The following is a 20625-nucleotide window of genomic DNA, read 5'->3' on the forward strand; positions in this document are numbered from 1 at the left end:
TTGAAACCAGGCGGCGTCGCCTTTACCTGGCCGCCGTACACGCGTCGATCCCGCCCGCGATCGCGGCGGACAGGCGCTGGATCGTCTCGCGCTGCGCGAGACGCTTTTCCTCGTCGGGATTGACGATCACGCCGGCCTCGACCAGCACGGCCGGAATCGGCGCGGTGCGCAGCACGACGAGATCGTCGAAGCGGTGGATGCCGAGTTGCGGATCGATCAGCGGACGATTCTCGCCCTTGACCGGCTGCGCGTGATACAGCGATGGCCGCTCGCCGGCCGCGACCAGCCGTTCGGCGATCGCCTTCGCGCATCGCAGGCTTTCCGCGTAGTGTGGATTGCGCTCGGACACGAACACCGCGAAACCGCGGAATTCGCGTTGCCGGCCCGCGTCGATGAACTGCTGCTGCATCGAATCGTGATGGATCGACACGAACAGGTTCGCGTCGGGCGCCTGCGTCGAGCGCTGGTCGAGCGTGATCTCGCGGCCGTCGGCCGACGTGCGCAGCACGCGATCGCCATGCGCGGCGAGCGTCTCTGCGACGGCGGTGGACAGGTCAAGGTTGTACCGGTATTCGACGCGACCGCTCGCGCCGGTGGCACCCGGATGGGCCGGCGTATGGCCGGTATCGACGACGATGTAGCGGCCGGACGCGGGCTGGGTGTCCGGGCTTGCGGAGCCTGCCGCATGCAGTGCGAGCGGCGTGCCGAGCAGCGGGGCGCACACGAGCAGGCGTGCGGCGGCGCGCGCGAACGGGCGAAGGCGTCGAACGGTTCGATTTGTCATTGTTGTTGTCGAGGAGGGCAAGGGCGCGCCGGATCGCGCGGCACCGTCGGCCTGCTCAATGCAGTCGGAATGTCGCGCGATTATAGCGGTTGGCGGTGGCGCTGCAATGACGGAATGAGCGCGGCCGCGCGGAGCCGGAAGCCGGCGCTCAGGCGAGCACGCGCCGGGCCGCGAGCATGCCCCAGTACGACGCTTCCTCGAACAGCGACAGCCCGGACAGGTCCGCATGCGCGAACACGACGGGGCCGTCGGCATCGCGCAGTGCGAGCAGCCCCCGCCGGCTCAGGAAGCCGACGTCGGGCGTCGCCATCGCGTGGCCGCGCACGGTGATCTCGAGCGCGCTCGCATGCTTCCACAGCTCGCGCCCGTACACGGCCTGCAGGTCGACCGCCGCCTGCTCGCGCAATGCGTCGGGCTCCGCCTGCGCGAGCCAGCGGCGCGTGTCGTCCGGCGTGCGCGTGCTCAGCGCCTGATACGCGGAGAACACCGAGCGCGTCGGCGGCGACATCCGGATCAACTGGTGTGTCGACACGACATAGCCGAGCCCCGCGCCGTCATAGACGACGTTGTCCCACGCGAGCGGCACGCCGGACGCTTCGTCCGGCATCCCGTCGAGCAGGAAGTTGGACACGAGCCACGGCGCGCGCGGCGGCAGGTCGCGCGCGGGATCGAAGCCATAGGCGTGCAGCTGCGGAAACACGCGTGCGGCGACGAACAGCGGCATCGCGCTGACGACGCGCCGCGCCTTCAGCGTGAACGTCGTCAGCGTACCGTCGTCGGCGACGCGCGCGCACAGCACGTCGACGCCGCCCGCGCGTTCGGTCGCGCGAACGGCGAAGCCGTCCCGCGACCACGCGTTCGAACCGGTGCGCGCGCCGATCGAATTGGCGAGCTTCGTCACCATCGTGTGCAGCCCGTCGGGCCAGGTCAGCACCGCGCCGTCGTCCGCATCGCGCGCATGGCCGCCGCGCGACGAAAAGTAGTGGAGCCCGGCCCAGGCGGACACGTGCTCGTAGCCCGCGCCGTAGTCGTCGCGGCAGCAGTAGTTCAGGTACCAGTGCAGCGCGTGTGCGGTGTAGCCCTCGTCGAGCAGCCACTGTTTGAACGAGCGGCGGTCGAGTGCGCGCCAGCGCGGGTCGCGCGACGATTCCGCGATCGGGATGCAGAACACCTTGCGGCCGTCCGCGCCGCGTGCGGTGCGCAGGCCGTCCGTGTAGGCGAAGAAGCGCGTCTGCTGCGCGAGCGCGTCGGCGTCGAGGCCGGCCGTCGGCACGATGCCGTCCTGCCACTGGCCGGCGATGAACAGGCGTTCGTCGGGCGCGTGCACGAGCGCGCGCTCGTCATACACGGGTCGTGTGGAGAACGGCGCGGATTCGATCACGCCGAGATCGGCGAGCATGTCGCGCAGATGGGCGGATTCGAGCGACGGCAGTGGCAGGTAGTGCGCGCCCTTCGGATAACCGAGCTCGCCGAAGCGGCCGCCGGCCGCATTGCCGCCGAATTCGGGGCCCGTGAGCACGACGAAGTGCGTATGACCGGCGCGTGCGAGCTGCCACGCGCACGACAGGCCGGCCGCGCCGGCGCCGAGGATCGCGACGTCGGTCTCGATCGTGCCGGACGGCGGCGGCAGCGCCGCGTGATCGCGCAGCGCATGGCCTTCGCGCATGCCGGGGTAGCCGACGCGCGGCGTCGTCTCGAGCCAGCCGGTGCGGCCGCACGCGGCGAGCGACGCGGCCGCGGACGCGACGAGGAACGTGCGGCGGTCCATCAGCGCAGCACGTGCTTCCAGTCGTCGTCGAAGCGGCGCACGAGCGGCTGGTCGTTGAGTTCGTTCGGCGACATCGGCAGCGCCGGCATGTCGGCCGGGAAGTGGAACATCTCGGCGGCCGTCTGCGCGTCGAGCCAGCGCGTCGGTACCGAGTAGTGCGTCGGCACGGTGAAGTCGCGGCGCTTGCCGGCGATCACGAACCCCCAGTCGCCGAACGACGGCACGTAGCAGTGGTACGGCCAGGTGTTGAGCCCGGCTTCGTGCAGCGTCGCGATGATCGTCCAGTACGCGTGCGGCGCGAAATACGGCGACGTCGACTGGATCACCGCATAGCCGTTCTCCGACAGGTGGCGCGCGAGCAGGCGGAACACCGGCACCGAATAGAGCCGGCCGAGCCCGAAGTTGGTCGGATCGGGGAAGTCGACGACGATCGCGTCGTACACGTCGGCATTCGATTCGAGCCAGCGCACCGCGTCGTCGTTGATCACGCGCACGCGCGGGTCCCTCAGTGCGCCCTGGTTCAGCTTCACGAGCGGCGCGGACGTCGAGAACAGCTTCGTCATCGCCGGATCGAGGTCGACGAGCGTGATCTGTTCGAGGTTGCGGTGCTTGAGCAGTTCGCGCACCGCGAGGCCGTCGCCGCCGCCGAGCACCAGCACGCGCTTCGCCCACGGCAGCGCGTCGATCGTCGGATGGATCAGTGCCTCGTGATAGCGGTGCTCGTCGCGCGACGAGAACTGCAGGTTGCCGTTCAGGTACAGCCGCATGTCGTCGTGCCACTGCGTGAGCACGATGCGCTGGTACGGCGTCGTTTCCGAATAGATCGTCTCGTCGCCGTACACGCCGTGTTCGGCCCAGTGCGTGATGCGGTCCGACAGCGCGAAGCCGGCGACGAGCAGCCCGATCACGAGCGACGCGCGCATCAGCTTGCCGCGCACGTTGCGGATCTCGTCGCGGAACAGGTGCGTGGTCCACAGCGCGACGAACGCGTTCAGCAGGCCGAACAGGAAGCTCGTGCGCAACAGGCCGAGACGCGGCGCGAGCACGAGCGGGAAGATCAGCGACACGGCGAGCGAGCCGAGATAGTCGAAGGTCAGCACCTCGCTGACGGTATGGCGGAACGCCTGGCGGCGCTGCTGGAACGCGCGCATCACCAGCGGGATCTCCATCCCGATCAACAGGCCGAGCGCGAGCACGAGCGCGTAGAGCGCTGCGCGGAACGGCGCGGCCAGCCATGCGAACACCACGAACAGCAGCGCGGCCGACACGCCGCCGAGCAGGCCGACGAGCAGCTCGATGTCGACGAAGCGGTCGAGCACGTCGTCGTCCTCGACGAACTTCGCGAGCCACGAGCCGATCCCCATCGCGAACAGGTAGCAGCCGATCACCGACGAGAATTGCAGGATCGAATCGCCGAGCAGGTAGCTCGACAGCGCGCTGCTGATCAGTTCGTAGCCGAGCCCGCACGACGCGAGCACGAGGATCGACAGGACGAGCGCGCGCTTATGCAGCATGGCGCGTTCGTTGTGCAGTGTTCGTCAATGTGGATATACTGGCGCGGATTTTCGTGGGGCGGCCATCCGTGGGGCGGCCATCCGCGGGGCGGCCATCGGCAGGGCGGCACTCCATGAGCCGGCCGGAGAGGGGTCGGCGAACCGAGCACAAGATCCGAGGAAAAGAATGAATAGTGCCTATCTTTATGCGGTTCATTTACTGTCGGCGTTCGTGCTGCTTTTTGTGTTCGCGGCAGTGTACCTGAAGGTCACCCCGTTCGACGAACTGGCGCTGATCCGCGACGGCAACGCGGCCGCGACGCTGTCGTTCGGCGGCGCGCTGGTCGGTTTCTGCCTGACCCTCGCCTCCAGCATCGCGCACAACTCGACGCTCGGTGAAGTCGTGCTGTGGGCCGTCGGCGCGATGGCCGTGCAGCTCGTCACTTATGCCGTGCTGACCCGCCTGATTCCCGGCATGAACCATGCGATCGAGGATCGCAACGTCGCGATGGGCGGCCTGATGGGCACCGCGTCGCTCGTCGTCGGCATCATCAATGCCGCCTGCCTGACCTGACGCGCCACGCGCGCGAGGAGACCGACATGAGTCTGGGTTCGTTTATCCGCAAGCAGTTCATCGACGTCCTGCAATGGACGGAAGACACCGACGGCGTGCTGGCCTGGCGCTATCCGATGGAAGACCAGGAGATCCAGTACGGCGGCCAGCTGACCGTGCGCGAAACGCAGGTCGCGATCTTCGTCAACGAAGGCAAGGTCGCCGACGTATTCCAGCCCGGGCTGTACAAGCTGGAGACGCGCACGCTGCCGGTGCTCACGTACCTGCAGAACTGGGATAAATTCTTCCAGTCGCCTTTCAAGTCGGACGTCTACTTCTTCAGCACGCGGCTGCAGCTCGGCCGGCGCTGGGGTACCGCGCAGCCGGTGACGATCCGCGATCGCGAATTCGGCTTCGTGCAGGTGCGCGCATTCGGCATCTATTCGTACCGGATCGTCGATGCGGCCGCGTTCCACCGCGAGGTGAGCGGCACGCGCGCGCAGTACACGGTCGACGATCTCGAACAGCAGTTGCGCAACCTGGTCGTCACCGCGATGAGCACGACGTTCGGTTCTTCCGACGTGCCGTTCGTCGACATGGCCGCGAACCAGTCACTGCTGTCGCAGCGCGTCGCCGACGCGCTGGCGCCGGTGTTCACGCGCTACGGTCTCGCGCTCGATGCGTTCGCGGTCGAAAGCGTGTCGCTGCCGGCCGAGCTGCAGAAGGCGCTCGACCTGCGGATCGGCGCGGGGATGGCTGGCGATCTCGCACGCGCGACGCAATACCAGACCGCGCAGGCGATCCCGCTGGCCGCGCAGAATCCGGGCGGCATCGCCGGCGTTGGCGCGGGGCTCGCGGCCGGCGCGGCGATCGGGCAGGCGATGGCCGGCCAGATCGCGGGGGCCGCGCAACCGGCACCGTCCGCGCCTGCTGCGGCGCCGGTTGCCGCCGCGCAGCCGGCCGAGGCGACAGACTACGTGCAACGCCTCGAACAGTTGAAGGCGCTGCTCGACAAGGGTCTCGTGACCGAAGAAGACTACTCGCGCGCGAAGGCGGAAATCCTCGCGAAGCTCACCCGGTAAGCGTCGCGCATGTTCAGTACTTCGTGCCCCCAGTGCGGCGCGCCGGTCGAGTTTCGCTCGGCGGCGGCGGTGATGGCCGTCTGCGCGTTCTGCCGCAGCACGCTGCTCAAGCGCGGCGCCGACGTCGAACGCATCGGCGAGCTGGCCACCGTGCTCGACGACGCATCGCCGATCCAGATCGGCACGGCCGGGCGCTACGGCAAGCGCACGTTCACGGTGCTCGGGCGCATCCAGATGACTTACGACGCCGGCGCGTGGAGCGAGTGGTACGTCGTGTTTGACGACGGCGCAGTCGGCTGGCTGTCGGATGCATCGGGCCAGTACGCGGTCACGGTGCGCGAGCCGGACGATGCGTCCGGCGGCGCGTGGCCCGCGTTCGGCACGCTCGAACCGGGCATGCGAATCGATCACGGCGGCCGCGCGTATCTCGTGTCCGACGTGCGTACCGCCCGCTGCACGGGCGGCGACGGCGAGTTGCCGTTCCGTGTCGATGCGGGCTGGGAGGCGCGCGTCGTCGACCTGCGCACCGGCAACGCATTCGCGACCTACGATTATTCCGACGCCGAGGCGAACGGCGGGAGCCCGGCCGTCTACAGCGGCGAGGCGATGGAATTCGACGCGCTCGCATTCACGGGGCTGCGCGACCCCGACACCGACACGCGCGAGAAGCGCGGCCCGCAGATGGTGCCGTTCGCGTGCCCGAGCTGCGGCACGCCGCTGTCGTATGCGCCGAACGTGGCCGACTATGTCGTGTGCGGCAGCTGTCACGCGGGCGTGCAGTGCACGGCCGAACAGCAGACCGTATTCGCCGCGCAGCGCAAGCTCGATGCGGTGAAGGGTGCGCTGGAACTCGGTGCGACCGGCACCTTCGACGGCGTGAAGTACACGGTGATCGGCATGATGCGTTGCCGCGTGCCGGACGACGACGAAACGTGGGACGAATACCTGCTGCTGAACCCGAAGCGCGGCTTCCTGTGGCTCGTGCAGAGCGAAGGGCGCTGGGAGCGCGTGCAGGTGCTCGACCACTGGCCGACGATCAGCGGCGAGTCCGACGTGGTCGACGGCGGCAAGACGTATCGGTTGCGCGAAGCGTACGACTCGGAGGTCGTGTACGTGGTCGGTGCGTTCAACTGGCGCGTGCAGGTCGGCGACCGCACGTCGATCGTCGACTATGGCTGGCAGAAGGACAAGCTCACGCGTGAACGCAGCGCCGCCGAAATCGTCTGGTCGCGTGCGCGACCGTTGTCGGCAAGCACGCTGGCCGAACGTTTCGCGACGCCGGCGCTCGCGACGGCGGCCGTTGCGTCCGCAACGAGTTCAGGCGGAGCGTCGACGGGCCTGTTCAGCGGCAAGCGCCCGCACAGCTTCGCACCGCTGCCCGTCGTGTTCAGCGCGATGCTCGTGATCTTCAACATGGGTTCGCTGTTCTCGTTCACCGGCCGCTCCGTCTACGTGCTGGTCGGCCTGCTCGTGCTGTGGCTGCCTGAATGGCTGTGGAAAGGGTTCGCGTCGGACGGGGGCAACTCGTAATGCGTTACATCCTTTACGGACTTTACGGATTGGTCGTCGTCACGCTGTTCAGCTGCGCGTCGCTCGGCGGCAGCGGCTCGGGCGGCAGCGGGTGGGGCAGTTCGTCGGCGCGCAGCGGCTACTCGTCGTACGGGTCGCACAAATGACGGCGCGCGACGGGATCGCCGCGCCGCGCGCGACGCTCGGCTCGCACGTGCTGGCCGATCTCGGCGGCATCGATGCGGCGCTGCTGCGCGACGCCGCGCGGCTCGAGACGATTCTCACCGACGCCGCGCAGCGGGCCGGCGCGCGCGTGATCGGCGCGCATTTCCATCATTTCGGCGGCGAGCACGGCGTGACGGGTGTCGTGCTGCTCGCCGAGTCGCACATCACGATTCATACGTGGCCCGAGCACGGCTTCGCGGCCGTCGACGCGTTCATGTGCGGCGCCGCGTGCGCGGCCGATGCGGTCGATGCGATCGCCGCCGCGCTCGGCACGTACGTGCAGCTGCGGCAGCAGGTGGCACGCGGCATCGCGTAAGCGGCCCGGCTGCCGACGCCGGCGGCGCGCATGCGCTGACGCGCACGCATCGATGGCGCGAACGGTTTATGATCGGGCGGTACTACGTCCCCACGCAGAGGCCCCATGCATATCGCCATCCTGACCTTCGACGGTTTCAACGAACTCGATTCGCTGATCGCGCTCGGCATTCTCAACCGGGTCAAGCAGCCGGGCTGGCGGGTTTCGATTGCGAGCCCGACCGCCCGCGTGCGCTCGATGAACGGCGTGACGATCGACGCGCAAGCGTCGCTGCAGGACGCCCGAGACGCGGACGCCGTGCTGGTGGGCAGCGGCGTGCGGACGCGCGACGTCGTCGCCGATGCCGCGTTGATGGCGCAACTGCAGTTCGACCCCGCGCGGCAGTTGCTCGGCGCGCAGTGTTCGGGAACGCTCGTGCTGGCGAAGCTCGGCTGGCTCGGCGATGTCCCGGCCTGTACTGACCTCACCACGAAGCCGTGGGTGCAGGAAGCCGGCGTGGCCGTGCTCGACCAGCCGTTCGTGGCCAGCGGGAATGTCGCGACGGCCGGCGGGTGCCTGTCGTCGCAGTATCTGGCCGCGTGGTTCATCGCGCGTCTGGCCGGCGTCGAGGCCGCGCGCAGCGCGATTCACTATGTCGCACCGGTGGGCGAGAAGGACGATTACGTCGCGCGCGCGATCGCGAACATTTCGCCGTTCCTCTGACGCGCGCGGCGTCGCGCGTCAGTGCGGCAGCGCTTCGGCTTCGGCCCAGCGCTTGAACGAATCGAGACGCCGGCGCGTGTGCACGAGATAGAACGCGCCGATCAGCGGCTCGAGCAGCCAGCGCAGCCAGGACGGCTGCGCGCGGAAGTGGTACGTGAACTTCACTTCGGTCGTGCCCGGCGTACGCTCGGTGAAATTCCAGCTGCCGCTGAAGCGTTCGAGCACCTTCGGCCCGTCGACCATTTCGACGGCCGCGACCTGCGGCGGCCGATACGAGATGTAGCGCGACACCATCGTCGCGCCCGACTGGCTGCGGCAGAACGCGTCGACGCCGACGTCGGCCGTCATCCCGTCGAGCAGATACGCGTCGGCGAGGAAGCTGTCCCACACGAGCCGCCGCGCGTAGTCCTGCGACCACGTGAAGAGGCGTCTGCGATCGACGCCGACGATCCGGCTGACTGAGATCCTCATGATGGGTAGCAAGCGCCACGCTGCGGATTAGGATGAAATCGAGTGTAACCCGCCAAAGCCACGTAATTCTTCAGACTTCGTCAAGTCGAGCGCGCGCTCGATTGACCTTCTCCGGGAATTCCCCTACGATCGATTGCATGCCTTCGGGAAAGACCCGGAGCGTATCAATCTCTTGAGGGAGCCTCATGAGTACGCAACAGAACCGGCGCTTCGACGCGCTCGTTTTCATTGGTCGTTTCCAGCCTCCGCATCGTGGTCACCTGAATGTGCTGAAGTCGGCACTGAGCCGCGCCGAGCGCGTGTGCGTGCTGATCGGGTCGACCGACAAGCCCCGCACCGTCAAGGATCCGTTTTCGTTCGACGAGCGCCGCCAAATGCTGGCTTCGCTGCTCGATGCGTCCGAGCGCGAGCGCGTGACGATCGCGCCCGTGCAGGATTCGACGTACAACGACGGCGACTGGGTGCGCTGGGTGCAGGACGCGGTAGCCGCCGCGCTCGGCGACGTCGCGCAGCGCAAGGTCGGGCTGATCGGCCACGAGAAGGACGCCACCTCGTATTACCTGCGGATGTTCCCGCAATGGGAGCTCGTCGACGTCGATGCGACCGAAGACATTTCCGCAACCGAGATCCGTGACCAGTATTTCGCCGAGCGCACCAACAGCTTCGTGCAATGGGCCGTGCCGGAACCCGTGTTCGGCTGGCTCGAGCGTTTTCGCACGCAGCCCGAATTCGCGCAGCTGAAGGCCGAGGCCGAATTCATCGCCGCGTATCGCAAGGCGTGGTCGGCTGCGCCGTATCCGGTCACGTTCGTGACGGTCGACGCGGTGGTCGTGCACTCGGGCCATATCCTGCTCGTGCGCCGGCGCAGCGAACCGGGCCGCGGCCTGTGGGCGCTGCCTGGCGGGTTCGTGAACCAGGACGAGCGGCTCGACGCGGCGTGCATTCGCGAACTGCGCGAGGAGACCGGCCTGAAGCTGCCGGAGCCCGTGCTGCGCGGCTCGATCAAGGATCGCCAGGTGTTCGATCATCCGACCCGCTCGCTGCGCGGCCGCACGATCACGCATGCATGCCTGTTCAATTTCCCGACCGGCGAGCTGCCGCGCGTGAAGGGCAGCGACGACGCCGACAAGGCGCGCTGGGTGCCGCTCAACGAATTCGCGCAGATGCGCAACGTGATGTTCGAGGATCACTTCGAGATCGCGTATCACTTCCTGGGGAAGCTGTGATCCGCTGATGCCCCGGATACCGGTCCGCTGCGACAGACGCGGCGGCACTTCAACGGCCTAGAGGAGCTCTAGCCATGCAAAACGATCCCGGCGGCTTTGCCGCGGTTCTCGCCAATCCGATCCTCAACACGGATTCGTACAAGGCTTCCCACTTCCTGCAATATCCGCCCGACGCGCAGGCGATGTTCTCGTACGTCGAATCTCGCGGCGGCCGCTACGACCGCACGCTGTTCTTCGGCCTGCAGATGCTGCTGAAGGAATACCTGTGCCGGCCGGTCACGCACGCGATGATCGACGACGCGCGCGACTTCTTCGCGGTGCACGGCGAGCCGTTCAACGAGGACGGGTGGCGCTACGTCGTCGAGCACTACGATGGTTACCTGCCGGTGAGGATCCGCGCGGTGCCCGAGGGTTCGGTCGTGCCGGTGCACAACGTGCTGATGACCGTCGAGTGCGACGATCCGAAGGTGTTCTGGCTCGCGTCGTATCTCGAGACGATGCTGCTGCGCGTGTGGTACCCGGTGACGGTCGCGACGCGCAGCTGGCACCTGCGGCAGACGATCCGCCGCTTCCTCGAGAAGACCGACGACGATCTCGCGCAGTTGCCGTTCAAGCTTCACGACTTCGGTGCGCGCGGCGTGTCGAGCGCGGAGTCGGCCGCGATCGGCGGCGCGGCGCACCTCGTCAGCTTCATGGGTTCGGATACCGTGCTCGGCGTGCTGGCCGCGAATCGCTTCTATCGCGAGCCGATGGCCGCGTATTCGGTGCCGGCGGCCGAGCACAGCACGATCACGTCGTGGGGACGTGAACACGAGGTCGATGCATACCGGAACATGATCAGCCGCTTCGGGCTGCCCGGCGCGATCGTGTCGGTCGTGTCGGACTCCTATGATCTGTTCGCCGCGCTCGAGATGTGGGGCGGCCCGCTGCGTCAGGCGGTGATCGATTCGGGCGCGACGCTCGTCGTGCGCCCCGATTCGGGCGACCCCGTGACGATCGTGCTGCAGACCGTGCGCGCGCTCGACGCGTCGTTCGGTTCGACCGTGAACGGCAAGGGGCGACGCGTGCTGAACCGCGTGCGAGTGATCCAGGGCGACGGTGTCGACGAGCAGTCGATCGAGGCGATCCTCGGCGCGCTCGACGACGCGGGCTACGCGGCCGGCAACGTCGTGTTCGGGATGGGCGGCGCGCTGCTGCAGCAGGTGAACCGGGATACGCAGCGCTTTGCGATGAAGTGTTCGGCGATCCGGCGCGACGGCGTGTGGCACGACGTCCGCAAGGATCCGGTCACCGATCAGGGCAAGCGTTCGAAGCAGGGGCGGCTCACGTTGCTGCGCAATCGGCGCACCGGTGAGTACCGGACGGTGACGCTGCCCGTTGCATGGAACGACCGTGCGCTGGAAGGCGAGTGGGACGATGCGCTCGAGACGGTGTTCGACACGGGGCGCATGCAGGTCGATGCGACGTTCGCCGAGGTGCGGGCGAGGGCGCACGCGGCGGAAGCGTGAGGGCGGGCGGCGGGGTGGCCATGCGCCCCGCTGCCTTCGGTTTTCATCGTTGGTCGGCCAGTGTGCGGCCGCTGCGTTCCGCCGCCCGCACCGCGTCCATCGCCCGCCCGAGCGCATCGAACACCGCCGGCCCCTTGCAGCGCGACACGTTGAAGCGCATGAACGACGTCGCGCTGCGCGACACACTGAACACATCGCCCGGCGCGAGCACCACATCATGGTCGAGCGCATGGCGCGCGACGCGCGCGGCATCGAGCCCGTCGGGCAGCTCCGCCCATACGAACAGGCCGCCGCGCGGTTCCGTCCAGATCCCGAGCCCGGCCCGCGCGAGCCGCCGGATCGTCTCGCCCATCGCATCCGCGAGGTGCGCGCGCAGGCTGTCGAGATGGCGCCGGTACGTGCCGTCGACGAGCAGCCGGTGCACGACGTTCGCGCCGATCTGCGCATTGCCGAACGAGGTCGCGAGCTTCAGGTCGACGAGCGCGTCGATCCATTCGGGGCGCGCGGCGACATAGCCGCAGCGGATCGCGGCCGACAGCGTCTTCGAGAAGCTGCCGATCGACACGACGCGCGACAGTCCGTCGAACGCCGCGAGGCGCGGCGCGGGCGTGCTCTCGAAATCCGCGAAGATGTCGTCCTCGACGATCAGCAGCCCATGCTCGGCCGCCAGCGTCAGCAGCCGGTGCGCGACGGGCGGCGCGAGCGTCGCGCCGGTCGGGTTGTGCAGCGCCGCGTTCGTGATGTAGAGGCGCGGCCGGTGCTCGGCGAGCACCTGCTCGAAGCGTGCGAGATCGGGGCCGTTCGGCGTGTACGGCACGCTGACGATCCGCGCGCGATGCGCGCGCAGCAGCGCCTGGAAGTTGAAGTAGCACGGATCGTCGAGCACGACGGTGTCGCCCGGCTCCAGCAGCAGCCGGCACACGAGATCGAGCGCGTGTGTGCCGCCGTCGGTCAGCATGATCTGCGCGGGCTCCGCATGGATGCCGTGCTGCGCGAGCCGCCACGCGAGCTGCTGGCGCAGCGCGGGCAGCCCGAGCGGCGTCGCGTAGTCGGTCAGCGCGTCGGGCTCGTCGCGCGACACGGCGCGCAGCGCGCGGCGCAGGCTCTCGTCCGGCAGCCATGACGACGGCAGCCAGCCGCAGCCGGGTTTCGCGGAGTTCGGCGCCGCTTCGAGCGCCTGGCGCGACAGCCACAGCGGATCGAGTGCGCGATCGAGCTGCGGGCCGAGCTCCGCGAGTGCGAGCGGCGGTGCGTGGCCCGACACGTAGAAGCCGGAGCCGCGCCGCGCGACGAGCACGCCTTCGCTCGCCAGCCGCTCGTACGCGTCGACGACGGTCGATTTCGACACGCTGAGCGCGTCGGCCATCATCCGGATCGACGGCACCCGCGCACCGGGCATTAGCGCGCGGCTCGCGATCCGCGCGCGCAAGGTGTCCATCACGGTATCCACACGCGTGCGCGACGGTGGCGGCGGGGCGGGGTTTGGCACGGAGCGGCTCATGGCTAGAAGGAAACTGTACGGCCGGTTGTCCAGTACAGTTTGTCAGAATTGTATTGGGGTGTAGCTTACGCGCTTTTCGCGGGCGGCGGATCATTGGTCATCCACCTTGTTCCGACCAGGATTTCCCGTGCAAAAGACGACCGACGGATGGCTCAGCGGCCTGCTGGGCGTGATCATTTTCAGCGGCTCGCTGCCCGCGACACGCGTCGCGGTGCAGGGGCTCGACCCGCTGTTCCTCACGTTCGCGCGCGCGACGATCGCCGGCCTGCTCGGCCTGATTCTGCTGGTCGCGCTGAAGCAGAAGCGGCCCACGCGTGCCGAGACCGCGTCGCTCGTCGTCGTCGCGCTCGGGGTCGTGGTCGGTTTTCCGTTGCTGACCGCGCTCGCGCTCAAGCATGTGACGTCCGCGCATGCGATCGTGTTCGTCGGGCTGCTGCCGCTCGCGACCGCGCTGTTCGGCGTCTGGCGCGGCGGCGAACGGCCGCGGCTGCCGTTCTGGGTCTTCTCGCTGATCGGCAGCGGCGCGGTAGCCGCGTTTGCGCTGCGCAACGGCGGCCAGGCGTCGGTGGTGGGCGATGCGCTGATGCTGGCCGCGATCGTCGCGTGCGGGCTCGGCTATGCGGAAGGCGCGCGCCTGTCGCGCCAGCTCGGCGGCTGGCAGGTGATCTCGTGGGCGCTCGTGCTGTCGCTGCCGGTGATGCTGCCGCTCACGTGGTTCACGTGGCCCGCGACGTTCGACGGCGTCGACGCGGCCGCGCTGTGGGGGCTCGCGTATGTGTCGCTATTCAGCATGCTGATCGGCTTCGTGTTCTGGTATCGCGGCCTCGCGCTCGGCGGTATCGCGGGCGTCGGCCAGCTGCAGCTGCTGCAGCCGTTCTTCGGCTTCCTGCTTGCGGCCGGGTTGCTGCACGAGACGGTGCCGCCGTCGATGCTCGTCGTGACGGTGGTGGTGGTCGGCTGCGTGGCGGGGGCGAAGTACTTCTCGAAGATGGCGCCGGTGCAGCGCGCGGGCTGACGCGCCGGGCGCAGCCGCACTGGCGCGCGACGACGTGACGGGGCAGGCCGTTCGCCGTCGCGCGTGCGCCGTTTTACCCCATCACCACGTTCGCGAGCCGGAACTGGTAGGCCGTCGCGGTGGTGCCGCCGCCGCCGCCCGTCATCACGATGTCGGCGCTCTTGATGCCCAGCAGCGACAGTTCGGTGTTGATGTCGGACAGCACGGCCGAGTTCATCACCGCGCCCTGTTCGATCTGCGACGCGGTGCCGATCCACAGCGTCGGCTTGAACTCGAACACGGCTTTCTGGCCCGGCACGATGCCGGTCTTGTGCGCGAGCAGCCGGCTGTCCTTGAAGACCGACGCGGTGATCGCACCCTGGCTCAGGTCGTTGCGCAGCTGGATCTCGCGCGAGGTCGGTGCCGGGCCGGCCAGCGCGAGCACGTTGCCCGACGTCGAGCGCGACACGTTGAAGACCTGTCCGTTGTCCGCGCGCTTTTGCGGCATGTAGTTGCCGTCGGCGTCGCTCGCGGAGACGGTCGTCAACATCGGGAACACGAACGGATGGTTGTCGCCGCGCCCGCAATGGGTGATGACCTTCCACGCGATCGCGAGCTCGTCGAAATCCGTCGACACGTTCTTCTGGAAGAGCACGACCTGGCTGTTGTTGACGTCGTTCGACAGGTTGACGAAGTTGAGATTGATGTCCATGAGTCACCTTGATTCAATTCGGATAACTGATTGAACGGGCGCCGGCCGTGCATTGCCGGCGCGCGGACCGTTACGCCATCACGACGTTCTCGAGCCGGAACGTGAACGGCATCGAGCGCGGGCCCGGGCCGCCGCCGGTCATCACGATGTCGGCGCTCGCGATGCCGAGCAGCGACAGTTCCGTGTTGATGTCGGAGATCACCGCGGAATTCATCAGCGCGCCCTGTTCGATCTGCGATGCGACGCCGATCCAGATCGTCGGCTTGAACTGGAACACGGCTTTCTGGCCCGGCGCGACGGAGGTCTTGCGCGCGAGCGCGCTGCCGTCCTTGTAGATCGTCGCGTTGATCGCGCCGGCCGGCAGATCGTTGCGCACCTGCACCTCGGAGCTCGCGCCCGGGTCGCCGCCGAGCTGCAGCACGTCGCCGGAGCTGGAGCGCACGACCTGGAACACCTGGCCGTTCCCCGCGGTCTGTTGCGGCATGTAGTTGCCCCAGCTGTCGCTCGCGCTGACGCTCATCGTCATCGGGAACTTGAACGGATGGTTGTCGCCCTGGCCGCAATTGCGGATCACCTTCCACGCGATCGCGAGTTCGTCGAAGTCGGTCGCCACGTTCTTCTGGAAGATCACGACGCTCGAGTTGTTCGCGTCGTTCGAGCGGTTGATCAGGTTCAGTTGGATATCCACGTCGTTGCTCCTTGAGTTTGAAAAAACGGCAGTCGGTCTGCCGCACACCTTTCCCGCCGGACCGGCCGCGAAGCCGTGCCGTCAAGCCGAGTCAAACCGTTTCAGGCGGCGCTACGCGCGCACGATGTGTTCGAGCGCGAACGCGAACGGCTGCGCGTCGGTGCCGGTGCCGCCTCCCGTCATCACGATGTCCGCCGCGGCGACGCCCGCCAGCGGCAGCAGCGTGTTCGCGCTCGACATCACCGCCGCGTGCAGCGCGCGGCTTTCCTGCACCTGCGACGCGACCCCGATCCACAGCATCGGCGCGAAGCGGAATACGGCCTTTTGCCCGGGCGCGACCGCTTCCTTCGCCGCGATCAGCCGGCCCGCGCTGAATGCGTTGACGTTCACCGCGCCGCGCCGCAGCCGGTTCACGACCTCGATGTCGCCGCCCGGCGCGTCGGCCGGGTCGGGCACCAGCCGGCCGCGTCCGGTCGGATGCGCGTCCACCACGAAGCGCATGCCGGCGGGCGCCGCGACGCGCGGCGAGAAATTGCCGTGCTCGTCGCCGAGCGCGACGTCGATGTCGGTCGAGTAGTCGAACGGATGAGCGCAGTCGCGTCCGCAATAACGGATCACTTTCCACGCGATCGCGAATGCGTCGAGATCGGGGATCACGTCGCGCTGGAACAGCACGACCTCGCTGTTGCCGCAGTCGTTCGAGCGGTTCACGAAGCGGAGTTTGATGCTCATGTCGATTGCTCCTGGTCGGGCACGGCGCGTTCGTCGCGCAGCGTGCGGTCGGCCCACTGCGCGAGCGCGGGCGCAACGCCGTTCGCGAGCGACGCGACGTGCAGCGCGTGCGCGCGGGCCTGGGCTTGCAGGTCGCCGGCGAAGCGGCCGAGCGCCATCGCGGCGTCGGCCGGGCCGCGCGTGCGGCCGAGATCGTCGAGATATTGCGCGGCCGCATCGGCCATCGCGCCCGCATGCTGCAGGTGGCTCTGCGCGAAGCGCGTCGCGAGATCCGCGTTCAGCGCCGCGAGCGCCTTGACCGCGGCGGCCGAGCTGCCGAGCGCGAGCCGGTCGAGCTGGCCGCGCCACAGCACGTCGGTCGCGGCCTGGCATGCATCGGTGTAGCGGTGGCCGGCGAGCAGCGCGGTGTGCGCGAACGCGCGCCACGCTGGGCCGCCGGTCGTGTCGCCGGTGCCGGTCGTCTGCGCGGCGACCTTGCCGAACAGCTGGAGCGCGTCGGCGTGCGCGCGTTCCCATTGGGCAATGTACGTGGAGAACATGGCGATTCCTCGAGATGAAGGGACGATGACGACGTGGCGGCGGCCGACAGGCGGATTACTTGCGCGCGGCGCCGAGGCGCTGCACCATCCGCATCACGGCGGCCATCTGCGGCGCGTCGCGGCGGTAGAAGCCGGGGTGGAGCGGATCGGCGCTCGTATAGCCCCAGAAATCCCAGCAGCCGAGCGGATTGACGGCCGATTTCCCGACCTGCGGATAGAGCACGATCAGCCGGTTCGTATCCGCGATCTCGTTGTAGCCGACCCCGCGAATCATCTTCTCGCCGACCGCCTCGACGTTCTGCACGCAGCCGTGGAACACGACGTGCACCGCACAGGTCACGCGTTCGCAATCGGTCGGCACGTATGCGTAACCCGTCGCCCCGAGCGACGCACTGCGTTGCGGATCGAACGCGCGCTGGTCGAACGTCAGCAGCTTGCCACCCGCCTGCGCGGCCGGCGGATTGAGCGGCTTCCCGGGCGTGCCGTAGATCCAGCGAACGATGTCGTGCGCCTGCTGGAAACCGCAGTTGTCGATATACGGGCTCGCGTTCGCGCTGCACGCGTTGTCTTCGGGGCGGTTGGTGATGAACGCGTGTCCGGCGTCCGGCGATTCGCGGTACTGGAGGTTCGCGGCCGGAACCTGCGCGAGCGTGTAGAAGCGCGCGGTCTGGTCGACGACGCGCGTGGAGACAACCGTGTCCTTGGCGCCGCTGAACACGTAGATGCGCTGGCCACGCAGGCCGGCCGGATCGTCGATCTCGCCGCGCAGCGCGAACCTGCGCGCGTCGCGCCACGAGTCGGCCGCCGACGGCGCGGGGCCGATCGGCTGCATGCACAGCGTGGTCGCGGCCACGGCCGGCGGGATCAGCGCATTCACGCCCGCGCAATTGAATGGACCGCCCGCGACGATGCCCGCGCCGATCAACCGGCTCGAGAACGCGACGTCGAACTGCACGGCCATGAAGCCGCCCGACGACAGCCCCGACACCGACGTGCGCTGCAGGTCGGCCCCGTAGGCGGGCAACGGATCGGCGGCCGCCGCGGCGTGCGGCGCGACCGTCACCGCGGCGGCAACGGTGACGCAAGCGGCACCCAGCGCGCGGCGCAGCTTGCGCGCAACGGCGGAGCGGGGCGGCGTCGTGCGGCCGGGCGAGCGAGTAACGTTCATGCTGGACTCCTGTCGTGACGAAAGGTTGGAGAGGTTCGGGTGCGGCGGGACCACAGCAACGGTTTCAGCTTACGGGCAGCCGACGACGCGGGAAATGGCGCGAACGGCACGTCCGGCGACCCGTGACGTTCGGCAGGTGCGGCGTCACGGCGCTCATGACAGAAACAGCGCACGCTCGGCCTGGCGCCGCTTGGTGAGCCCCGCGAGCGGCTTGCCGCCGGCCTTGTTCCAGACGAGGAACTGGTCGGCCGCACGCGCGCTCGCGCCGGCGTTCAGGTAGCGTAGCAGCGTCGACGAGCGCAACCGTCCTGCGCCGAGATTGAAGACGAACGACATCAGCGCATCGAATTGCTGCTGCGTGACCGGCACGTGCAGCAGCTTGAGCAGGTTCAGCTCGGCGCTGCGCAGGTCGCGTCGCAGCAGCGCCTCCGCCTCGGCCGGCGTGAGCGGTCGCGTGAAGCGCTCGTTCGGCAGGATCAGGTGCCCGTAGCCGATCGTCGGCTTGCCGACTGCGTCGAGATAGCGCGAGAGCCGCAGCCCCTCGAACTGCTTGATCAGCGCGATGCCCGGCGCACCGGTGCGTTCAGGCTGGTTCGCCATCGTCGTTCTCCTTGCTGCCCGGCCGTACGCGCGGCACCAGGCGATGCGTATATTCGTCGATCACGCGCATGATCGCTTCGGGCGGCGGCAGCGCCGCGAACTGCATTTCGATGTCGATGTGCTCGGTATCGCGCTGCCGCGTGTTGCCCTGCGGATCCTTCTTCCCGGAGCGCGGCGCGAACGTCACGTAGAAGCGGCCGCGCTGGTCGTCGTCGCCGGCGACGCCGCCGGCCGGCAGCGCCTCGGTGAAGTCGCCGCGCACCGTCAGGTGCACGATCATCCGGTCGAGCGCGAGCCCGCGCGGCGTGGCGAGCGCGACGAGCGGCACCGGCATCGTGTGCTCCGCATCGAGCGCGACCGTGACCTCGCGCGGCGCGAGCAGGCCGTCGTCGCGCAGCTCGAAGAACTGGTCGAGCACGGCCGTGTACTGGTGCGCGAGCAACTGGTTCGCGGCCGCCGCCGCGTGCTGCATCCCGCGCGCGATCTCGTCGAGCGCGATGCCGCGCGGCGGCGGGCGCTCGTCGTCGGCCGGTGCGCCGCTGGCCGCATGCGGCGTGCTGAAGATCGCGTATGACCTTGCGCTGCTGGCGGCCTTTCGGCACGTCAAACCAGACGACGACCGGGCCCGGTAATTGCGGGTAATCGCGGCGACGGTCGAACGACGAATACGCGGGGAGCCATGCAAAGCGATGCCGCCGCCCCCGCGTCATGCGGCGGCAACCGTCGCGGGAGGAAATCATGAAGAAGCTCGGAGCTGGCGCTACAACCTGCTCCTGCTCATCGCGCTAGGTGGCGGACTCGGCACATCGGGCCTGTTGATTCAGCGGATTTTCGCCTCGGGCGAAGACACCTCGATCGGCACCCTGCCGCTGACGCACGTCACGGACATCGCGTTGCCGGGCCACCCGACACGACTCGACTATGCAAGTCTGGATCCGATCCGCAACCAGCTCTTTATCGCGCACCTCGGCGACAGGAAAGTGATTGCCTTCGATACGCGTGCATCACGCGTGACTGCACGGATCGCGGACGTATCGTCGGTGCATGGTGTGTTGGCCGTTCCTGAGCTGTGACGCGTCTACGCGTCCGCAACCGGCACCGGGATGCCCCGCCGCGGCAGCGGCCGGCGGCGCGGCCGGCGCGTCCGGTTCCGGCCGGGCGTTGCCGCCACCCGGGCGCGTATCGGCATCGTCGTGCCCGCCGCCCGCGCGGCGCGACCGTCTGAAGAGCCTGAACATGGCCGGCCCGCGCGCTTATGCGTGCGCAGGCTGCTGCGCGCCCGTACCGGCCGGCGCGGCCGCGTTGCCGCCGGACCCGGACGCGTCGCCGACCAGCTTGCCGTCGGTCGGCGTGGCCGGCAGCGGCTTCACGTCTTTCGCGTTGCCTTCGGTGACCACCGGCTTGGTTGCGGCTTCGGTCAAGAAGTCGATCACGCGCATCAGCGCCTCGGGCGGCGACTGGCGCTTTACCTGCGTATGGATCGAGTATTTCGCGCGCGTGTCGGTGCTGCGCGTCTGCTCCGACTTGTGCGACACGCGCCCGGACACACTGACGCTGATCGGCCCCCAGCCGAATTTCGCCTGGAATTCGCCGCCGGCCTCGGTCGACGACGACGACTTTTCGGACTGCGTGATCTCCATCTCGAAGTCGATCGTGCCTTCCTCGATCGCGATGATCGGGTGGACGATCGCCGCGAGCAGCGGGATGCGCATCGTCTTCTGCACGACGCCCTTCGACACGCCGCTTTCGTCCACCAGCGTCTCGTCGTAGTCGAACTGGACGGCCACGGCCTTGCCGCCCTGGATGCAGACCTGCATCAGGAAATCCGCGTAGCTCTTTGCGGCCTGTGTTTGCGCGCTGATCATCGCTTTTAACGGCCCGGCGATCATTTGGTCCATGGGTAAAGCGTTAATTACCGAGCCAATGAAATTCGCGTCCATGAATAAACTCCTCTTCGTGTTGAAGACAACGGAAATTCGCTGTCTTTATTCACGTTAGGAAATTGAAGACGTTTACCAAATATGACGTCCGTCACGTCCGGCGGCCCGGGCCGG

22 protein-coding genes and 1 pseudogene are annotated in these 20625 nt (G+C 68.4%); 10 read left to right on the forward strand and 13 right to left on the reverse strand.

Features of this window, described 5'->3' with window-relative positions:
* Positions 1-22: 22 nt before the first annotated feature.
* The 3 genes from GEM_RS17680 to GEM_RS17690 all read right to left on the reverse strand — a co-directional run bounded on the left by GEM_RS17680 (position 23) and on the right by GEM_RS17690 (position 4066).
* Positions 23-784 (reverse strand): N-acetylmuramoyl-L-alanine amidase family protein, encoded by a 762-nt coding sequence (locus GEM_RS17680; RefSeq protein ID WP_014898732.1) that lies wholly within the window; start codon positions 782-784, stop codon positions 23-25.
* Between the two features lie 148 nt (positions 785-932).
* Complete coding sequence (locus GEM_RS17685) at positions 933-2552, reverse strand: FAD-dependent oxidoreductase (protein ID WP_014898733.1); 1620 nt, start codon at positions 2550-2552, stop codon at positions 933-935.
* Entirely contained in the window at positions 2552-4066 is a 1515-nt protein-coding gene (locus GEM_RS17690) for a polyamine aminopropyltransferase (protein WP_014898734.1), read from the reverse strand. Before GEM_RS17690 ends, GEM_RS17685 begins: the two co-directional genes overlap by 1 nt.
* 166 nt (positions 4067-4232) lie before the next feature.
* Here GEM_RS17690 and GEM_RS17695 point away from each other — a divergent pair, with 166 nt between their 5' ends.
* From GEM_RS17695 to GEM_RS17715, 6 genes are all read left to right on the forward strand, one after another.
* Positions 4233-4619, forward strand: a complete 387-nt coding sequence (locus GEM_RS17695) for a DUF350 domain-containing protein (protein WP_014898735.1) — start codon at positions 4233-4235, stop codon at positions 4617-4619.
* A 26-nt stretch (positions 4620-4645) separates the two neighbouring features.
* On the forward strand, positions 4646-5680 hold the full coding sequence (locus tag GEM_RS17700) for an SPFH domain-containing protein (RefSeq protein WP_014898736.1): 1035 nt from the start codon (positions 4646-4648) through the stop codon (positions 5678-5680).
* A 9-nt stretch (positions 5681-5689) separates the two neighbouring features.
* Positions 5690-7210 carry a DUF4178 domain-containing protein gene (locus GEM_RS17705; protein WP_014898737.1) on the forward strand — a complete coding sequence of 507 codons (1521 nt, stop codon included), beginning with the start codon at positions 5690-5692 and terminating at the stop codon, positions 7208-7210.
* Positions 7210-7356, forward strand: coding sequence for a hypothetical protein (locus GEM_RS31880; protein WP_014898738.1), 147 nt, complete (start codon positions 7210-7212; stop codon positions 7354-7356). Before GEM_RS17705 ends, GEM_RS31880 begins: the two co-directional genes overlap by 1 nt.
* Positions 7353-7730 carry an adenosylmethionine decarboxylase gene (gene speD, locus GEM_RS17710; RefSeq protein ID WP_014898739.1) on the forward strand — a complete coding sequence of 126 codons (378 nt, stop codon included), beginning with the start codon at positions 7353-7355 and terminating at the stop codon, positions 7728-7730. The genes GEM_RS31880 and speD overlap by 4 nt, the downstream gene beginning before the upstream one ends.
* A gap of 105 nt (positions 7731-7835) precedes the next feature.
* Entirely contained in the window at positions 7836-8432 is a 597-nt protein-coding gene (locus GEM_RS17715) for a DJ-1/PfpI family protein (RefSeq protein ID WP_014898740.1), read from the forward strand.
* An 18-nt stretch (positions 8433-8450) separates the two neighbouring features.
* Here GEM_RS17715 and GEM_RS17720 read toward each other — a convergent pair whose 3' ends face one another.
* Positions 8451-8903 (reverse strand): type II toxin-antitoxin system RatA family toxin, encoded by a 453-nt coding sequence (locus GEM_RS17720; RefSeq protein WP_014898741.1) that lies wholly within the window; start codon positions 8901-8903, stop codon positions 8451-8453.
* A gap of 185 nt (positions 8904-9088) precedes the next feature.
* On the opposite strand from GEM_RS17720, the gene GEM_RS17725 reads away from it, so the two are divergent.
* Positions 9089-10129, forward strand: coding sequence for a bifunctional nicotinamide-nucleotide adenylyltransferase/Nudix hydroxylase (locus tag GEM_RS17725; protein ID WP_014898742.1), 1041 nt, complete (start codon positions 9089-9091; stop codon positions 10127-10129).
* Positions 10130-10203: 74 nt separating this feature from the next.
* Positions 10204-11637 (forward strand): nicotinate phosphoribosyltransferase, encoded by a 1434-nt coding sequence (locus tag GEM_RS17730; RefSeq protein WP_014898743.1) that lies wholly within the window; start codon positions 10204-10206, stop codon positions 11635-11637.
* A 43-nt stretch (positions 11638-11680) separates the two neighbouring features.
* Here the strand turns inward: GEM_RS17730 and GEM_RS17735 are convergent, their stop codons facing one another.
* On the reverse strand, positions 11681-13138 hold the full coding sequence (locus GEM_RS17735) for a PLP-dependent aminotransferase family protein (RefSeq protein WP_014898744.1): 1458 nt from the start codon (positions 13136-13138) through the stop codon (positions 11681-11683).
* 127 nt (positions 13139-13265) lie between these two features.
* Here GEM_RS17735 and GEM_RS17740 point away from each other — a divergent pair, with 127 nt between their 5' ends.
* The gene (locus GEM_RS17740) at positions 13266-14153 is read left to right on the forward strand and encodes a DMT family transporter (RefSeq protein WP_014898745.1); all 888 of its coding nucleotides are present in this window, start codon (positions 13266-13268) and stop codon (positions 14151-14153) included.
* 73 nt (positions 14154-14226) lie between these two features.
* On the opposite strand, the gene GEM_RS17745 is transcribed toward GEM_RS17740, so the two are convergent.
* The 7 genes from GEM_RS17745 to GEM_RS17775 all read right to left on the reverse strand — a co-directional run bounded on the left by GEM_RS17745 (position 14227) and on the right by GEM_RS17775 (position 19178).
* Positions 14227-14844 carry a hypothetical protein gene (locus GEM_RS17745; protein WP_014898746.1) on the reverse strand — a complete coding sequence of 206 codons (618 nt, stop codon included), beginning with the start codon at positions 14842-14844 and terminating at the stop codon, positions 14227-14229.
* A 70-nt stretch (positions 14845-14914) separates the two neighbouring features.
* Positions 14915-15532 carry a hypothetical protein gene (locus GEM_RS17750; RefSeq protein WP_014898747.1) on the reverse strand — a complete coding sequence of 206 codons (618 nt, stop codon included), beginning with the start codon at positions 15530-15532 and terminating at the stop codon, positions 14915-14917.
* 111 nt (positions 15533-15643) lie between these two features.
* Positions 15644-16264: a hypothetical protein gene (locus tag GEM_RS17755; protein WP_014898748.1), complete on the reverse strand. Its 621-nt coding sequence runs from the start codon at positions 16262-16264 to the stop codon at positions 15644-15646.
* Positions 16261-16803 (reverse strand): hypothetical protein, encoded by a 543-nt coding sequence (locus GEM_RS17760; protein WP_014898749.1) that lies wholly within the window; start codon positions 16801-16803, stop codon positions 16261-16263. The genes GEM_RS17755 and GEM_RS17760 overlap by 4 nt, the downstream gene beginning before the upstream one ends.
* A gap of 55 nt (positions 16804-16858) precedes the next feature.
* Positions 16859-17971, reverse strand: coding sequence for a poly(3-hydroxybutyrate) depolymerase (locus tag GEM_RS17765; protein ID WP_014898750.1), 1113 nt, complete (start codon positions 17969-17971; stop codon positions 16859-16861).
* A 153-nt stretch (positions 17972-18124) separates the two neighbouring features.
* Positions 18125-18571, reverse strand: coding sequence for a lysozyme (locus GEM_RS17770; RefSeq protein ID WP_014898751.1), 447 nt, complete (start codon positions 18569-18571; stop codon positions 18125-18127).
* A complete protein-coding gene (locus tag GEM_RS17775; protein ID WP_272148431.1) occupies positions 18555-19178 on the reverse strand; it encodes a DUF2589 domain-containing protein in 624 nt (207 codons plus the stop codon). Before GEM_RS17775 ends, GEM_RS17770 begins: the two co-directional genes overlap by 17 nt.
* Before the next feature lie 205 nt (positions 19179-19383).
* On the opposite strand from GEM_RS17775, the pseudogene GEM_RS17780 reads away from it, so the two are divergent.
* Positions 19384-19641, forward strand: a pseudogene (locus tag GEM_RS17780) (hypothetical protein); the annotation flags it as partial.
* Between the two features lie 183 nt (positions 19642-19824).
* On the opposite strand, the gene GEM_RS17785 reads toward GEM_RS17780, so the two are convergent.
* Positions 19825-20511 carry a DUF2589 domain-containing protein gene (locus GEM_RS17785; RefSeq protein ID WP_014898754.1) on the reverse strand — a complete coding sequence of 229 codons (687 nt, stop codon included), beginning with the start codon at positions 20509-20511 and terminating at the stop codon, positions 19825-19827.
* Positions 20512-20625 lie beyond the last annotated feature (114 nt).

The organism is Burkholderia cepacia GG4 (assembly GCF_000292915.1).
In the GTDB taxonomy this organism is placed as follows: domain Bacteria; phylum Pseudomonadota; class Gammaproteobacteria; order Burkholderiales; family Burkholderiaceae; genus Burkholderia; species Burkholderia cepacia_D.

Bases quoted from the DNA above. Each gene is read 5' to 3' on its own strand.
- GEM_RS17680 (WP_014898732.1), bottom strand. From the start codon at position 784: ATGACAAATCGAACCGTTCGACGCCTTCGCCCGTTCGCGCGCGCCGCC.
- GEM_RS17685 (WP_014898733.1), bottom strand. From the start codon at position 2,552: ATGGACCGCCGCACGTTCCTCGTCGCGTCCGCGGCCGCGTCGCTCGCC.
- GEM_RS17690 (WP_014898734.1), bottom strand. From the start codon at position 4,066: ATGCTGCATAAGCGCGCGCTCGTCCTGTCGATCCTCGTGCTCGCGTCG.
- GEM_RS17695 (WP_014898735.1), top strand. From the start codon at position 4,233: ATGAATAGTGCCTATCTTTATGCGGTTCATTTACTGTCGGCGTTCGTG.
- GEM_RS17700 (WP_014898736.1), top strand. From the start codon at position 4,646: ATGAGTCTGGGTTCGTTTATCCGCAAGCAGTTCATCGACGTCCTGCAA.
- GEM_RS17705 (WP_014898737.1), top strand. From the start codon at position 5,690: ATGTTCAGTACTTCGTGCCCCCAGTGCGGCGCGCCGGTCGAGTTTCGC.
- GEM_RS31880 (WP_014898738.1), top strand. From the start codon at position 7,210: ATGCGTTACATCCTTTACGGACTTTACGGATTGGTCGTCGTCACGCTG.
- speD (WP_014898739.1), top strand. From the start codon at position 7,353: ATGACGGCGCGCGACGGGATCGCCGCGCCGCGCGCGACGCTCGGCTCG.
- GEM_RS17715 (WP_014898740.1), top strand. From the start codon at position 7,836: ATGCATATCGCCATCCTGACCTTCGACGGTTTCAACGAACTCGATTCG.
- GEM_RS17720 (WP_014898741.1), bottom strand. From the start codon at position 8,903: ATGAGGATCTCAGTCAGCCGGATCGTCGGCGTCGATCGCAGACGCCTC.
- GEM_RS17725 (WP_014898742.1), top strand. From the start codon at position 9,089: ATGAGTACGCAACAGAACCGGCGCTTCGACGCGCTCGTTTTCATTGGT.
- GEM_RS17730 (WP_014898743.1), top strand. From the start codon at position 10,204: ATGCAAAACGATCCCGGCGGCTTTGCCGCGGTTCTCGCCAATCCGATC.
- GEM_RS17735 (WP_014898744.1), bottom strand. From the start codon at position 13,138: ATGAGCCGCTCCGTGCCAAACCCCGCCCCGCCGCCACCGTCGCGCACG.
- GEM_RS17745 (WP_014898746.1), bottom strand. From the start codon at position 14,844: ATGGACATCAATCTCAACTTCGTCAACCTGTCGAACGACGTCAACAAC.
- GEM_RS17755 (WP_014898748.1), bottom strand. From the start codon at position 16,264: ATGAGCATCAAACTCCGCTTCGTGAACCGCTCGAACGACTGCGGCAAC.
- GEM_RS17760 (WP_014898749.1), bottom strand. From the start codon at position 16,803: ATGTTCTCCACGTACATTGCCCAATGGGAACGCGCGCACGCCGACGCG.
- GEM_RS17765 (WP_014898750.1), bottom strand. From the start codon at position 17,971: ATGAACGTTACTCGCTCGCCCGGCCGCACGACGCCGCCCCGCTCCGCC.
- GEM_RS17770 (WP_014898751.1), bottom strand. From the start codon at position 18,571: ATGGCGAACCAGCCTGAACGCACCGGTGCGCCGGGCATCGCGCTGATC.
- GEM_RS17785 (WP_014898754.1), bottom strand. From the start codon at position 20,511: ATGGACGCGAATTTCATTGGCTCGGTAATTAACGCTTTACCCATGGAC.